The 16537-nt window shown below is 42.6% G+C and carries 10 protein-coding genes; 8 read left to right on the forward strand and 2 right to left on the reverse strand.

What is annotated here, in order from left to right; translation table 11 throughout:
* Positions 1-33: 33 nt before the first annotated feature.
* The 3 genes from ACFSKO_RS07945 (at position 34) to ACFSKO_RS07955 (ending at position 6909) form a co-directional block, all read left to right on the forward strand.
* Entirely contained in the window at positions 34-1740 is a 1707-nt protein-coding gene (locus ACFSKO_RS07945; protein WP_380250240.1) for a two-component system response regulator, read from the forward strand.
* A gap of 239 nt (positions 1741-1979) precedes the next feature.
* Positions 1980-4238 (forward strand): ATP-binding protein, encoded by a 2259-nt coding sequence (locus tag ACFSKO_RS07950; RefSeq protein WP_380250242.1) that lies wholly within the window; start codon positions 1980-1982, stop codon positions 4236-4238.
* 301 nt (positions 4239-4539) lie between these two features.
* A complete protein-coding gene (locus ACFSKO_RS07955) occupies positions 4540-6909 on the forward strand; it encodes a bifunctional diguanylate cyclase/phosphodiesterase (RefSeq protein ID WP_380250244.1) in 2370 nt (789 codons plus the stop codon).
* A gap of 68 nt (positions 6910-6977) precedes the next feature.
* On the opposite strand, the gene ACFSKO_RS07960 is transcribed toward ACFSKO_RS07955, so the two are convergent.
* Entirely contained in the window at positions 6978-7169 is a 192-nt protein-coding gene (locus ACFSKO_RS07960; protein ID WP_380250246.1) for a hypothetical protein, read from the reverse strand.
* Positions 7170-7408: 239 nt separating this feature from the next.
* Here ACFSKO_RS07960 and ACFSKO_RS07965 point away from each other — a divergent pair, with 239 nt between their 5' ends.
* Positions 7409-7723 (forward strand): DUF3088 family protein, encoded by a 315-nt coding sequence (locus ACFSKO_RS07965; RefSeq protein ID WP_380250248.1) that lies wholly within the window; start codon positions 7409-7411, stop codon positions 7721-7723.
* A 177-nt stretch (positions 7724-7900) separates the two neighbouring features.
* Complete coding sequence (locus ACFSKO_RS07970; RefSeq protein ID WP_380250250.1) at positions 7901-9181, forward strand: DUF1835 domain-containing protein; 1281 nt, start codon at positions 7901-7903, stop codon at positions 9179-9181.
* Positions 9182-9211: 30 nt separating this feature from the next.
* Here ACFSKO_RS07970 and ACFSKO_RS07975 read toward each other — a convergent pair whose 3' ends face one another.
* Positions 9212-10228, reverse strand: coding sequence for a DUF2278 family protein (locus ACFSKO_RS07975; protein ID WP_380250252.1), 1017 nt, complete (start codon positions 10226-10228; stop codon positions 9212-9214).
* Between the two features lie 202 nt (positions 10229-10430).
* Between ACFSKO_RS07975 and ACFSKO_RS07980 the strand changes: the two genes are divergently transcribed.
* The 3 genes from ACFSKO_RS07980 to ACFSKO_RS07990 all read left to right on the forward strand — a co-directional run bounded on the left by ACFSKO_RS07980 (position 10431) and on the right by ACFSKO_RS07990 (position 16506).
* Positions 10431-11231, forward strand: a complete 801-nt coding sequence (locus ACFSKO_RS07980) for a hypothetical protein (RefSeq protein ID WP_380250254.1) — start codon at positions 10431-10433, stop codon at positions 11229-11231.
* A 9-nt stretch (positions 11232-11240) separates the two neighbouring features.
* Entirely contained in the window at positions 11241-13487 is a 2247-nt protein-coding gene (locus ACFSKO_RS07985; RefSeq protein ID WP_380250256.1) for a PAS-domain containing protein, read from the forward strand.
* Between the two features lie 202 nt (positions 13488-13689).
* Positions 13690-16506: an MFS transporter gene (locus tag ACFSKO_RS07990; RefSeq protein ID WP_380250258.1), complete on the forward strand. Its 2817-nt coding sequence runs from the start codon at positions 13690-13692 to the stop codon at positions 16504-16506.
* Positions 16507-16537: the final 31 nt, after the last annotated feature.

Below are 16537 nucleotides of genomic sequence, written 5' to 3' on the forward strand. Positions count from 1 at the left end.
ATCGCCTATCTAATCATTGACATAGGAAATCTCATGGTTGCGTATCCTAAAATTTTACTCGTAGAAGATGATGAAGACGATGTTTTTATGACCAAAGGCTACCTAGATGATTCTTTCGGCAAAAGCTATTTCTTCGAACATGCCTCAAATGTACCTGATGCCTTAAACAGAGCAAACGAATGTGCCTACGATGTATTTCTCGTCGACTATCGGCTGGGTGCAGACAACGGTATTGATTTTGTCCGTTCAATTAATCAAGATCTCAAACTAATGGTGCCCGTAATCCTTTTAACTGGGCAAAATGATCGTGAGATTGATATCCGTGCCATGGAAGCTGGTGCGACTGACTATTTGGTTAAACAGAACATCGATGCACACTCACTTGAACGCGCGATCCGCTATTCCATAAAACAGAAACAATCCGAGGAACATATTCAATTCCTCGCCTATCACGACGCCTTAACTAGCTTACCAAATCGCGCTTTACTCCTAGATCGTCTTAAGAGCACATTAGCGCGTTTTACACGAAACCAACACCACAGTGCGTTACTCTTCTTGGACCTGGATAACTTTAAAACCATCAATGACTCACTCGGGCACTCCGTTGGAGACAGTCTTCTTATCGAAGTTACCAGACGCTTGAACGGAGCAACCCGTGAAGAAGATTCTATTTTCCGTCTTGGGGGAGATGAATTCATTATCCTCCTCCCCGAAATCTCTGAAATTTCAGAGGAAACCGCCATCAGGGCTCAAAGGGTTGCGGAACGGATTATGAAATCCATCAATCACCCCATAATCGTTGGGAAAGAGCCTCTCCACATTGGAACATCTATCGGTATCACCCTCTTCGCAGGAAGTGATACGGCAACTCCAGACACTATTTTAAAGCATGCTGACACAGCGATGTATGAGGCCAAAGCTGCGGGTAAGAATACCGCTCGTTTTTTCCAACATGAAATGGAGAGTACGGTCAAAAGTAAGCTTGCTTTAGAAAATGAATTACGCAAGGCAATTTCCGAAAATCAGTTCGAACTTCTCTATCAGCCACAAGTTTGTGTTAATACGGGAAAAATGATTGGTGCAGAGGCTCTTGTTAGATGGATACACCCAGAAAACGGTATGATATCGCCCGTTTTATTTATCCCGTCAGCTGAACAAAGTGGTCTCATCCATTCTCTCGGGGAAATTGTATTCCGCACAGCTTGCAAAGAACTACCAAATTTCAAGGATATTCCCCGCATTTCGGTGAACATTAGCGCCAAACAATTCCACGCTCCAGATTTTGTAAAAAAGATAGAATGTATTCTTAACGAATGTGATGCATCACCTGAAAATTTAGAGCTAGAACTAACTGAAAGCGCCATGTTGGCAGATATAGAAGATACTGCTGTTAAAATGAAAAAATTTAGAGACATGGGCTTTACCTTTGCCCTTGATGACTTTGGAACAGGATATTCTTCACTGACCTATCTGAAAAAATTACCCTTCGATGTATTGAAGATTGATCGATCTTTCATCACAGACATCATAGAATCTCCTGAACATGCGGGCATAGCAACAGCTGTTATTGCATTAGGGAAAGCGCTCAATCTTTCAATCGTTGGTGAAGGTGTTGAAACGGCTGACCATCTTCAATTTTTAAAAAACGAAGGTGCAAACTCTGCGCAAGGGTATTATATAAGCCGCCCAATTTCTGCAACAGATCTAATTGCGTGGCACAATCAACGCGTTGCCTGCTAAACAACTTTAAAACCTACATAGCACCTAGCTATCAAAAAACGTACGAATTATTGAAAGAGATCGCAAGATTTCTTATCTTCCACAAAATAGACCACCATAAATTGCTCATTAATACATTAACAACTTTATGGTTGTAAATTTAACGCACGCAATCTTTTCTCAGCATACTTTACACAGGAGTAAGTCAACGAAGAAAACTGCCTAAAAAAAGTACGGGCCAAGATTAAGGGGGAAACAGCATGAATAAGCATACGGGGATGTCGTCCTCAAAAAAAATAGGATTACATCATGTTCTCTTTATTGTTTTCACTCTGATCTCCACTATTCCCGTTTTATTTTTCGCAGCCTGGGTTCAAAAATCCACAATCGATAACGAATATGCCGCCATTGAAGACAAACATCTGATCATCGCGAATAACGTGTCCAGCGCCCTATCACGTTATGCTTCTGACGCAGAGCTGATTTTTAGAGTTTCGGTAGAGAGCTTGTTAGGAACACAATCTTCCGCACATATCCCTGACCTACTTAAAATAGTCCGTTTTAACCATATTTGTATTACTGACAAGACGGGCCAAATTTTTAGTATTTCATCAGTACAACCTGGCAATCGGCATGAACTTAACGGTGGGCATTTACCCGTAAAAACCAGAGCCAAACTTGCAGAAACAATCATGGAAGCCAAAGAAAAACCTGGGCGGGTTATCTTTTCGAGAGCATTCCATGACATAGACGGAAAACCAACGCTTTATCTCGTTAAAGCAGAAAAAGATGGCTCGATCGCGTTTGGAAGTCTGGAAACAAATTTTATCGTCAATATTGGAAACAAGGTTGCCTTTGGCAAACAAGGACACGCCGCCATTGTTGATCAAGCTGGGCAAGTCCTCTCTCACCCAAACGCCACGTGGCGAGCACAAATAAAAGATATTTCGGCTATAAAACCGGTTAAATTAATGATGGCCAAACAAACTGGCGTTACAACATTTTATTCACCTTCGATGAAAGTTGATATGATTGCAGGTTATACCGTCCTTCCTGATGTTGGATGGGGTGTTATGATTCCACAACCTATTTCGGAATTGGATGAGCGTACCCACGGTGTAAAATTTGCCGTCTTTATTATAACCTCACTTGGCATTGCTGCAGCAGGCTTTATGAGTTGGTGGCTTGCCCGTTATCTCTCCATGCCCATGCAAGCTGTCGTCAAAGCCGCCGAAGATGTTTCTGCAGGCCGTTTGAATGCTCGCATCCCAAGCTTTAACTCCTTTGCCCTAAAAGAAGCAGGAGACCTTGTTCAGTCTTTTAATGCCATGGTCGACGAGCTTGAAAAGGTAGAACGCCGTCTAAGAACCAGCGAAGAACGCTTTCGTGAATTTGCGGCTACTGCTTCTGACTGGTTATGGGAAACCGATGCAAAAGGGCACATCATATGGGAATCAGAAAGTCGAAAACTTGGGTATCGCGGCAAAACATTCACCCAGATACAAGGCCAAACCAGAGAGCAACTCGCTGGAAACCTCATGTCTGATAAGGAGTGGCAACCCTATCGTAATGCCATAAAAAACCACCATGAAATTAAGGAGTTTGAATACAGGTACATTGGGTCCAGTGGTGAAACATACCACGCGCTGATCAATGGTACGCCTCTGTTTGATGAAGCCGGAAAATATTTAGGACATAGAGGCGCTGCAACCGACATAACAAAAAGGAAAAGCGTAGAAAAAGCGCTTGAACAATCAAAAGAGACCGCCGAAAGAGCCAACAGATCAAAATCAGAATTTTTAGCAAATATGAGCCATGATCTTCGAACGCCTCTAAATGCCATTATAGGATTCAGTGATATTATGCGACGCAAAACATTTGGGAGCCTTGGACACCCAAGGTATGATGAGTATGCTTGCGATATTCATAACAGCGGGACCCTCCTTATAAGCCTGATCAATGACATTCTTGATTTATCAAAAATAGAAGCCGGAAAATATGAACTTGCGGAAGAACCTTTGCAGTTAGAAGCCTTGGTAAATATATCTTTCCGACAACTTCAAGTCATGGCCGAAGATGCTAAACAAACTCTTACGATGGAGATGTCAAGAGATCTACCTGCTCTACGTGGGGATAAAAGAGCCCTAATTCAGATACTCAACAATCTCATATCGAATGCTATAAAATTCACTCCCGATCCTGGAAAAATTCATGTGACCGGGGCTCTTAATCAAGAAAATTGTATCACACTCACTGTAACCGATAGCGGCATAGGAATGTCAGAAAAAGATTTAAAACGCGCGCTAGAAGCTTTTGAACAAACCGAACAAATGCACCCCAGACACCACGAAGGCACGGGTCTTGGTCTATATCTTTGTACCAGTTTCATGAAATTATTTGCCGGAACATTAGAAATAGAAAGTGAGGTTGGTCTCGGAACCACAATTACGTTGAAATTCCCAAGTAGCAGAACACTAGATTATGAAGAGACACCCCACGATCCCATTAGCTTCATTTAATAAGGCGGTAATAAAAATTGATTACCAACTCGTTCAAAATACTATGGTTAATAATATTCTAACCCGACCTATCGCAAGTGAACCATCTAAAGTATTGATCTTTTGAATTTCAGGTTCACCGCAAAACAAATAATTATTCGTCAATTATTAAACTGATCATTAGTAATCTCTCAGCTAAGATTAAGGAAATCAGTTTAGCCTTCTGTGAAAAAGAAAAAGTAGGCACCTTTGAACATCCATATCCCTACGAAATGTCTTTGAGCTAAAACAGTCGGAAAACCTCAAAACCGAAAGATTTTGAATGCAAGAGGATATAAGTGACAAGCTTCTATTTGCAGACGATCTCGACGAAATAGAAACAACAGACAAACCAGAAGACGTCAGAACTGTTGGCGATCCTGAATTTTGGGAAGTTTTGATTGTTGATGACGAAGAAGATATTCACACCCTTACCAGTATGATGTTATCAGACATCACTTTTGCAGGGCGAAAATTAAAGTTTCACTCGACCTATTCAGCACAAGAAGCCAAAAACTATCTCCTAAAATATCCCGACACAGCTTTAATCCTGCTTAATGTCATGATGGAAAATGATGACGTTGGCATAGAGCTTGTTTCTACGATTAGAAATGAGTTTAATAACGACAAGGTACAGATTGTTTTACGAACAGGTCAATCTGGGCAAGCCCCGGACCGTGATATGATCTACAACTATAATATTAATGGATACTACTTCAAAACAGAGATCACCTCTCAAAAGCTATTTTCCATACTCATTTCGTCTCTTCGTACCTATAGCCTTATTGATCGTCTTGAAAAAAACAGTAACGGTTTAACCAAAATCATCAATGCGTCTGAAGATATGATGAAAAGCCCGTCGGTGAGATTATTTTGCAGTGGGGTACTCACACAATTTGCCACCATATTGAAATGTAGCGCTAACGGTATTATCTGCAGCGAAACCCCAAAACCAGCTTTCAAGCATAACAGTAAAATCAATATCATTGCTGCCGTAGGAAGCTTCGTGCATACCACGGGAGAATCTTTAGACACCGTTGATGAGAGCCTGCTCGCACAACTTGTCAGGAAGACACTTAAAGAAAAACAACACCAGTTCCAGCCCACATCGGTCTGCCTCTATGTCCGCTCACAAAATAAAAATGAAATGGCAATATATCTGGATCTCGGGCACCCATTGAACGATCATGACCGGCAACTGATCGAAATCTTTTGTTCGCGCATATCTTTACTTCATGAAAACCTTCAACTCTTTACAAACATCAGGCGCACAGTATATTACGACACCCTGACCGACCTTCCCAATAGAGCATCTTTTATCGAGAGGTTAGGCTCATTTCTTGATTTTACCCCCTCTGAAAAGACAATTAACCTTGCTCCGGTTTCCAATGGGAATGAAGGTACGTTTCTCAACAACAAAGCGTCAAAAACAGATAAGGGAGTTGCGATCCTTTTACTGGGGCTCGATAAATTCAGAGATATCAATCACAGCTTCAGTCATAAAATAGGTGATGACGTCCTAAAGGAAGTCGCCCGTCGACTACAAAAAGGAGCAACAAACTGGCCTTTAAATAATATTCAGATATCTAGGGTTGGCGGTGATACTTTTGGCGTTTTAAGTCGTATAGATGAAGGCCCTTGTGCCGCAAAAAAATTAGCCGACCTTGTTTTATCTGTTCTTGAAGCTCCCTTTAAGCTCGACGACTTAAACCTGAGAATTACCGGGAGTATCGGCACTGTCATTAGCAAGGATAGTGATCGATCTAATAAGGCCGAAGACCTTCTACACCACGCTGATATTGCTATGGCCCAGGCAAAAGAATTTGGACGTAATTCGGTAAAGTCTTACGATGAAACCTATGGTCAGGATTTAATTCGTCGTACCCAAACCTTACAGAACCTTCGTGCGGCCCTTTCGCGTAAAGAATTTTCCCTGAATTACCAACCGCAAATTGACGCCTTCACGGGACAAATTGTCGGAACCGAGGCTCTATTACGCTGGCAAAACAGAAATGGTGAATGGATACCGCCAGATCAGTTTATTCCTCTCGCCGAGCAAGCAGGACTTATTGGCCCTATTGGCCAGTGGGTTCTAGAGCAAGCTATTAGAACTCAACGCAAATGGTTAGATGCAGGAATTTCCCCAATGAGGATGGCAGTCAATATCTCTGCCGTTCAACTCGCAGACCCCGAGCTTCCCGCACACATAAAGGATTACTTAAATAACTCAGGCCTTGATCCTAGATATTTGGAAATTGAAGTTACCGAAACGGCGATTATGAGCGAACCAGCCATTGCTTTGGAAACTCTTGGCCAACTAAAGGAAATGGGTGTCGATATATCTATTGATGATTTTGGTACGGGAACCACATCCATGTCACAGCTTAAATCCATCCCGGCTCAAAAACTAAAAATTGACCGATCTTTTATTGCCAGTGCACTAACCGATGCCCGTGATGCCGCAATTACCAAATCCATCATTCAACTTGGAAACGCTTTCAATATGAAAGTCATCGCAGAAGGCGTCGAATTAAAAGAACAAGAGATCTTCTTACAAAAGGAAGGATGTCACATTCTGCAGGGATATTATTACGCTAAACCCATGCCCGAAGATCAAATGCTCGTTTTCCTTCAAGAATACTCCAGCGAGTAACTATCATTACAAAAATAAAAGCGACAGCCCTGCCCCTCGTAACTTGCCATTCCTGTCGCTCATTTTGATTACTTATTAAAAGGTTCTTCTTCCACAAAACCATCTAAGGTTTTGTAGATTTTAGCTCGAAGATAACCGGAGGCTTTAAAATTTGTCGCAACAAGCAGATAAACATCATCTTCAGCATACATTTGGAAACAACGATTATAAATGGCAGAGTTTTTTATTTGAAACAAATCTCGTTGACTTTCATTTGCCACTGTCTCTTTACGCGTGTTGCACAAGTCCAGCTATTACCTGTTTTGCTTTCACAATAGCGATAATTGGTATGACCATCGGCATAAAAAAATTCCATCCAACGCGTCGATTTGCCAGTTAATCGTGCCTGGGGAATACTCACATATTCAGTCACAGATTTTACATAATCTTTTTAGACACATATCCGTTGGTATAGTAGGATCACGCATAAATCCCTCATCTCCATTCTTTTGGCTGCCCCATGAAACCAATCCTTTTTGTGCTCAAAATGCCTTTTGATGACAACTCTGTTCCAAGCACCGACAATACTTCTTGGTTTTGTTCCCACTGTGCGTTGATAGAGGGCGCTTTGGCTGTAAATCCAGATTGGAACAAACATATTGAGGTTCGCCGCATTCCTTTTACCAAGCCTCGAGAACAAATCATTGAATTACTGGGTGAAGAAAATCAATGGCTTCCTGTATTGATTATTAATAAAACGATCACCTTTACAGACCCAATTGAAATTACATCATATTTAGCAAAGACATATGGCGGCGCAGCTCCACACCCATGAGCTAGCTAATCCATCGGAAATGATGTTGACGCTGCTTTTTCGACATGGCATAAATTCCTTGGCTCTACTTAAGCCTCCTCGTCCGCGGAAAGGGCTGCGCCCAAGTTCTCGATAAATATACGGCAACGATTTCCTGACCTGACAGGCGGACACGGGTTAAGTTTTGAGGGTAATCGTATGACTTCAACACCACCAGTGCGTCCATCTCGTCCCCAACTTTCCAGAGAATATGTTTCAAGAACCATGTTTCATGGCTCGGTTAACTTTGAGCAACAAAAAAAACGCGCCAAAGACCTTCATAAAGCTTTAATCAAGGGCAAAGATTCTGCCATCACCCGGTTGAAAAAACATCATCCCAAAGTTCTTGATTTAATCGCATCTCCTCTACTCTTAAAGCTCAACGATTGCCAACTGGTCATCGCCCGTGAGAACAATTTTTCATCTTGGCCTCAATTAAAAGCACACTGCGATCGTCTTAATTTGCGTAAAAAGCAAATCAGTGAAGGTATTACTCCTCAGCTCGATGAAGTTAAAACACTCCATATTCGCTGTGGATCTGATATTAAACACGGCCTAGACATTGCGGGTTTCAAAGGAGATTTTCATGAGTTTTCAGATCCCTTCTGCCAAGGACCTCTTCCAAATTTAGAGGGTGTGGCTTTCTACACACAACGAGCAGAGTTCATAGCAACTACTTATGGATTACCCTTTCAGGAAACTCTAACCCGGCAAAAGCAGGCCTATGATAAACTTGAGACACTTACAGCATACGACAAAGTGGTTTTGTGGTTTGAACATGACAGTTATGACCAGCTTATCCTCGCCTATCTTTTAAACCATATTGCAGGGCTTTCTTCATCATTACCGATAGAGTTAATCTGTGTTGATCATGTTCCCGGTGTTCCTGATTTCACCGGACTTGGTCAACTCGCACCGGAAATGTTGGTTTGGTTGTGGGAAAATCAGCGGGCGCCGCTTTCAAAAGCACAGATTTCTCTGGGCAAAACGGTCTGGAATGCCCTTCGACAAGGTACAGCCACCAACCTAGAAACAATAATAGCCAAGGGAACACCAGAGATCCCACCAATGGTACTGGCGCTCAGCCGTCACTTACAAGAACTACCTGACGCTGAAACTGGCCTCAGCCTCACTCAACAGATTACACTCGAAATACTTTACGAAAAAGGCACCATAAAAAGTGGAAAGCTTTTCTCTATACTTATGCGGGAAAGAGAACCCCTTCCATTTCTTGGCGATCTAATGTTCTGGTCGATACTTAATGAACTTGTAAAAGCAAAAAAACCTTTGATTACTTATGGGAAAATCGCCCCAGACACCCCTTGGCCAGAACGTAAAATTTCACTTACAAATACAGGAAGAAGCGTTCTCAAGGGCGACCTTAATTATTTGCACTTAACGCAAACCAAACGTTGGGTTGGTGGTATAAAGATCATTTAAATCCAACCTAAAAGCCCGTTAGCAAACTGTTCAAAAAATAGTTGTCCAGCCTTCTCGAGCAGCTTCGTGCTTTTTGTATCCTATAGCATGGGCGATAACCCCATCAGGCGTAACCAATTTAATCACGCCCCCTTTGTTACGAAGATGAGGGTTATCTGGCCCTGCTGATAAATGAATTCGAATTGTATCGCCGGCCCCGACCCGTCCATGCAAGGGTTGTATGCGTTCATCACGGTCCATTAATCGCCACCCCTTTAAGTTTTGCTCAACATCGGTCCGGTTCAAAAGCGTCACGCTTTCTTGGCCATCATCCTCACCAGCCGGATTAATCAAAGCAGCGACAATCGCGATACCGGGTTTGAGTGGATCAATGTTACGAGGTTCAATTACCCGCGTTTTCATAGGATGTCCGGTATGAATATCCGTGTGCCAATCCTGACTTTGAAAAGCCAGAAAGATGGCTGCCCAACGATCTGCCGCACCAAAATGGATGAAAAGAGCCCCATCCTGATTAGGACTATTGGTTACCTTAAACCGCCCGGGAGATCCTTGGTTCATATGAATATCATGAATACCATTGGCCGGCACAAACCCAAAGTACTTATCAACCTCTCCCTCTTCTGGCCCCCACGCTTCACCAAAGGCATAAAAAGTGGTACGTTGATCGGCCATACCTTGCCTAATAATTGGTTCTAGATAATCCCGCAGATCATTATCTGGTCCTAACCGTTGAAAAGGTGCAATTTTCATCGCTTCACGTTGCACAAAATTACCCCTGACATAATCAAGAGCCAACTTTGAAAAGCTTTGGCCTATATTCAATTTTCCTTCCGGAAGGGCCGAAAATTCATCTAAAAGAGGATGAAAGAAGGGATCTTGTTTACGGTAGAGCAAGTCATTCGGAGGAACACTAGAACGCACATTAAGCGCGACACGATAACTAACACCGGCAGCCTCTATCCTGATTTCCAAATGAGGACTGTCATCCTCATCGATCGCAAGATTAGAAGCTTTTCCTTTGATCAATGAGTAGTTCTTTAACGGCACAAAAAATTCCTCTATTTGGCATATCCGCTTTTGATACATCAAAAAAGAATAAAAACCCATCGTCAACAGGAATAAAATACCGTTTTAACCCGACAGTAGGACTTTCTGCTATATAATAACCTAAACCACTCGCCCTAGAGAGGCGATGGACTAAAAGGCATTTCAGTGTCTTAATTGGGGAAACAGTTTAACTGGTTGTATTATGAGGAAAGCACTAAGTATCCTTGTAACTGTTATCATAAATGTAACCGTTATGATAAATTTAGGTCTTGTGATCATCTCGGCTATTTTTACGAACGCCCTCGCCCAGGTGACTGAAATCATTCCTCTTATTACCTATCATTCGCACGTGCCGTTTGTGACCAGTACAAATCATGGTCTGACTTACGATCTTGCAACCTACCTCACTGAAAAATCAAATGGTCGATACAAATTTCAAGTAAGAACAATGTCTCGTCCTCGAGTAGATACCTTAATTACAAGCGCCAGAACCTTCGTCGTACCTTGGGTCGACCCCATTTGGCTTAACGATTTGAAGGAAACAAAATACCTTTGGACCGAGAAGACTTTAATTCCCGGAGAAAATGTTGTGATCTCCCGCCAGAACAATAAAATAAATTATGATGGACCGAAATCCTTTACTGGCCTCAAATTTGGGGGTGTGCGTGGCCATCATTACGTAGAAATAGATGATTTTATATCTCAGACAGAAAACACAGTACGTATTGATTCGGACAGGCACCTTTCAAACATTCAAAAGCTGATAAATGGTTTGATCGATGTCACCGTTATGCCCACATCAGCAGCCAATTATTTTTTTTCTGAACTAGATCTCTCAGATAGCCTATTCATCGCCACAACACCTCACAGTACCTACAATCGTAAAATCCTAATCACTAATGAGCGTAAAGACATCCGTGATTTTCTCGATCAAATAACTCTAAAAATGACAGAGGATACTAACTGGAAAACGACGATTAGGTATTACAAAAATGGTGAGTAATCCGTATAGATGTTGAAACAGTTGATCTCCAGATACGGCTTGTCGCGCCTGCAGATGAAGTTGTTAACCATCACGGTTCCTGCTTTTTTACTTCTGGGGACCATTTTTGTGACCGCTATTGAAGTATCACTCTTTGTCGATGAAAAAGGTAGCCTTGAGAAAAAATTAGAGCGAGTAACAAAAACGTTTATCGTTATTGTTGCAGAGCCCTTATGGAATGTTGACATAGAGCGAACCGCCTCAATTCTTGGTGCAATGAGCATTGATGAGGATTTTGTCAGTGCTATTGTTTATGATGACGAAGGTATCCCCTTCGCAACAATCGGCAAAACTAATCAGGAAAGAACTCCTGCTTTAACAACGCAACAACAAATAATTTACACCCCTGAAATGGAGCAACAGCCCAGAGTTATCGGTACACTGGTCATCAATTTCACAGACGAAAACCTACTCGCCACCACCTATCACCGGGTTGCGACCGTGATATCTTTAGCCACGCTTTTTGCCTTTGTTCTGATTTTTACAAATATATATGTACATCGCAAATTTGTCGGCACCCCCTTACAACGCATGTTGGCTCTTATCCGCCAATCATCAGAAAAACCCGCTGGGCAAAGAGTGGAGTGGTCTAGTGACGACGAAATCGGGGTTGTCACTACCGCCTTCAACAAGATGCTGGATATTCAGGAACGTTATTATGAAGAGCTTGAAGTTCAGGTTAAAAATAGAACCCAAGAATTATCTGAAAAATCGGAACTATTAGAACTTACGCTCTCAAACTTAAGAGGCGGTCTTGTGGTCTATGATGCTCAAGGACAAATGCTGATCTGGAATGACCGATACTTTGAAATTTTTAATCTGCCCGACCGCTTCCGACGTGTTGGTCAAGATTATGCTGAAATAATAAGATATGATGTTGAACTATGCTTAGTTAACCGAGACCTTGATAATGATTTTGATGTCGATAACCTCATCCAAAATCGTCTGGACAGCTTTGTAGAAGGCCGTAAAGAAACAGTCGAATTGTGCTTTACCGACGGTCGCATCATAGAGGCAAGACGCAATCCCATGCCTGGCGGTGGCCAAATCTGTAGTTATATAGATATTACGACGAGAAAACGTGCCGAAGAACATATGATTGAAAAAGAGGCTCAACTCAGGGCCGTCCTCGACAACATACCCGGCGGAATAAGATATGTCGATGTGAACAGGAACAATGTCTTTTTCAATGCCCAATATTCCGAGCTATATGGTCTTCCAGATGACCTGTTAAAAATCGGAGACTCTATCCAAACGGAAAACCTGTATCAGGCCAAACGTGGAGACTTTGGACCTGGAGACCCTGAAGAATTATCGAAAGCCTGGCTTAAGAAGCTACCGGTATTGGTTGAACCCCAAAGCTGGGAGCGCATAACGACTCATGGCAAAGTTTTGGAGGTCCACACAACGCCAACCCCTAACGGCGGAGTCATTAATGTCGTCACAGATATCACCAAACGGAAACAATCTGTGGAAGAACTCCGCAAAGCCAAGGAAGTCGCAGAATTAGCCAATAGATCAAAATCTGATTTCCTTGCCGCGATGAGCCATGAACTCCGAACTCCGCTCAATGCAATTATCGGTTTTTCAACCATGATCAAAGATCAGATGCTCGGCCCCAACAAAGCAGCTGTGTATGCAGAATACGGCGCCGACATTCTTAACAGCGGCCTGCACCTTCTTGGGTTGATCAATGATTTATTGGATCTCTCTAAAATAGAAGCCGGAAAGCTGGAGCTCAACTTTGACCAACTGGATACCCAAAAAGCAATTTTGGATAATATTCGAACCGTTGATCCTCTTGCAGAAAAATCAGAGGTGAAACTAACGATCAATTTACAAGATAACTTACCATCAATTATCGCAGACCAACGCGCCTTTGATCAGATTATTTTAAACGTTATGTCCAATGCTATTAAGTTCACCCCACCAGGCGGTCAGGTAACAGTTAGCGTATCTGCTGTACGCGATAATACTCAGATAATTATTTCAGATACGGGCGTAGGTATTGAGCCGAAGGATCTGGATAAAGTGATGAAACCCTGGGGACAGATTATTGATCCTCTAAAGGCTGACCATAAAGGGTCTGGTCTGGGACTGCCCATCGTCAAATCTCTAATTGATTTACATGGCGGCAAACTCTCACTCGAAAGTAAAGTCGGTATGGGAACAAGCATTACAATAACCTTGTCGAATTCAGGACCAGATCCAAAATAGAGTTCGGGTATAGTGTGCCTATTAACACACCGGATGCAATCAAGCTCTAAGTTTCAAATACTTTAAAGCGCAAAATAAAAAATTCTATCTTTAGCTGTACGACCCTGATACGGTTCGACAAAATATATAAACAAGAGTCAGGCGGGGAGGCTCAATCTTGTACCTATTATGGCGGAATTGGTGCGCATTTGTAGCGCTCTTGATGATCGTGTTATCCGTGTTGGCGATATTATCAGTCTTACAGCACAATGCAGTATTATCTGATCTCGTTCGGCAACGCCTATCCGTCGTTGTCCAATCGGTAGAAGTTTCCTTTTCAACAACTCCCGACCTTGAAAAGCCTTTATCAGAAATACCTAATGCCAATAATATTCTTGATCGGGCAAAAGCGCTTGATCCCGACATAGAAACAATTCATGTTTTTAATGCTCGTGGAATTGTGGTTCACAGCACCGATAAAACCCTCCCCTCACGCCATTCTAAAGAAGAAATCCCCCAGCAAGACATGGGCCCAAATGGAACATGGGACACCGAAACTGATACTCACTTTTACAGTTATGTCAGCCTCTTAAATACTAAAAATAAACCTGTCGGAGGCATTGTTGCCATTTATAGGAAAAATGGCTTTAATACGACAGTTAATAACATCATTGAAACCGTTGCTATTTCTACTCTTAGTTTGCTCGTGTTATTTTCCTTAATCGGTTTTGTTGTTATCCGCATTCGGCTTTCCGAGGCGATTAAAGCCGGAGAGCTATTGAAAATATGGTATGAGAACCGAAGCCAAAATCCCAATGTATATCAAGTCCCCGATACTGCGGCGGACCAAAATATTCACCCGCGTTTTCTTGAATTATTTGATTATCTCAATACCGCAGATCAAAACTTTGACCAGATTAATAACCGACTCAAAGAATGGGAAACCACTTGTTCTCAGGACCAGGAGAATACGCTTTCATTCCCAACGCAAATTGTTATGAGTCCCTTACTGGATATCAGACTGGGAACCCTGTACGAACGCAAAATTTACCCGTGGATTATTGGCATAATTATCGTCGCCACACTCTCTCTTGGTATGATCACCTATACCTCCATAAATAGTTCATTTGACCCAGAAATGGCAAAACGTACAGATCTTATTGCCCAAATTGCGACAGAAAACATACAACGAGACGTATCTGCGGGAATTCCGCTCGAAGACATGGTTGGACATCAGAGCTATTTTAACGACATTCTTTCGCATTTCCCTGAAATATCCTTCTTTGGCGTAGCAACAGGTAAGTTTATCTTCACAGCCGGAGATTGGCAGCATTCGCTCTCAACAAGCTTTCAAGGGGCGAGAAAAGTCCCGTTCTATCCTGTTTCACTGAACAACGAAGAAGTTGGCTACATTATCATTCGGCCAGATTTAAATTACATTGCCAAACAATTCAGAGAGGTCGCCCTTGATCTCGCAGTTGTGATTATGGTGGTTTTATTATTTGCATACGAAGTCATAATTTTGGTTATGACAATGTCACTCAACTCGCCTCTCAACCGACTGAAACAACTGTCTCAAATGCAGGCAAAAGGTAATTTTTCAAGCGGTATTATTCCTCGCAAGGGTAACTTTACCGAATTTTTGATCACCCGCTTATCTAACAGAGTTCATGATCTTCACAAAAGATACGTCCGTCTATCAGATTATTTGGAAAGGACAAAAGATAAATTCTCCCTCAAACAAGACCTCGCCAATTTCGCAGAAAAGTACAACCTAAGTACTAAGGGCCCCTTCACCCTGACTTATCCCTACAAAAACGACCTTAGATTAGCTCTTTTTATGTTCGCTGCAGCTGATGAACTTGCGCTTTCTTTTTTCCCGCTTTTCACACGCGCGGCTGAAAATCCGCTGACCTGGATTGATCCATCTATCGTGATTTCCTTACCAATCGCGGGCTATCTCATCGCTTATCTCTGTGCTGCTCCCTTTGCACGGTCCTTAACGGGAAAGTGGGGACACAAAAAGATGATCCTCGGGGCTTTAGTCTTTATTTTCCTGTCAAACTTTGGAATGTTTTATGCGACCAACGTTTTGGAAATTATCTTCTGGCGCTCCCTCGGCGGTGTTGGCTATGCCTTTGCGGTCCTCGCTTGTCAGGACTATGTGATTGATTTTGAACCACGGGGCGAACGAACAAAATCTCTTGGCCAGTTCTCGGTTGCCCTTTTTGCAGGAATTTTTGCAGGAACCGCTCTCGGGGGTGTTCTCGCTGACCGCTTTGGAACCTCTATAGCCTTTTTGTTTAGTGCCTTTCTCGTTGTTATCTCTGCCATTTTACTTGCACGTATGATCCCACCAGGTTTAAACGTCGGTACCAAAGATGAAGCACCACTCAGACTTAAATCCATAATCTCTGCCGTAAAGAACCCTAAGTTTTTTGCCGTGTGTATGGGGCTTGCCGTCCCGCAAAGCCTGATGGATCAGGTATTTATATCTTACCTCTTTTCCTTGCAGCTTGATGCCCTCAATGCTTCTGCGGCTGATATTGGGCGTATGCTAATGGTATATTTTCTGATGATTATGTTATCGGGAACCCTGCTTGGTTGGCTTTCTAAACGAAACGTCGGGGAAAGTTCCATTGCCGTTGTTGGATCGCTCATCACCGCAGTAGGACTTTTGGTTGCGGCAGTTCTCCCCGCGCAGTTAACAATGTTATTGGCAGCAGCAAGTACCGGGTTTGGCCATGGCCTGCTCCGTGGTCCTCAGGTAGAACTTACGATGAAACTCGCCGAAGATGAACTTAAACACCTGGGGTCAAATTCTGTCCTGGGCGCACTTCGTTTGTTTGAACGGGGTGGCAGTATTCTCGGCCTTTTGATCATTGCCGCTATTGCCGGATATTGGGGACTTCCTGCGGCCATTGGTTCTATAGGTGTATTGATCCTCGGGGGTTTGGTTATTTTTATTATCTATTACATTGGTGCAAACTTGATAGAGTTCCTCAACAAAAGAAAAGCGATCTCTGAACCCAAAACATAAAGCTTCTGGTATCAGTTTATCAAAAACAGCA

The organism is Kiloniella antarctica, from assembly GCF_042682825.1.
GTDB classification, from domain to species: domain Bacteria; phylum Pseudomonadota; class Alphaproteobacteria; order Kiloniellales; family Kiloniellaceae; genus Kiloniella; species Kiloniella antarctica.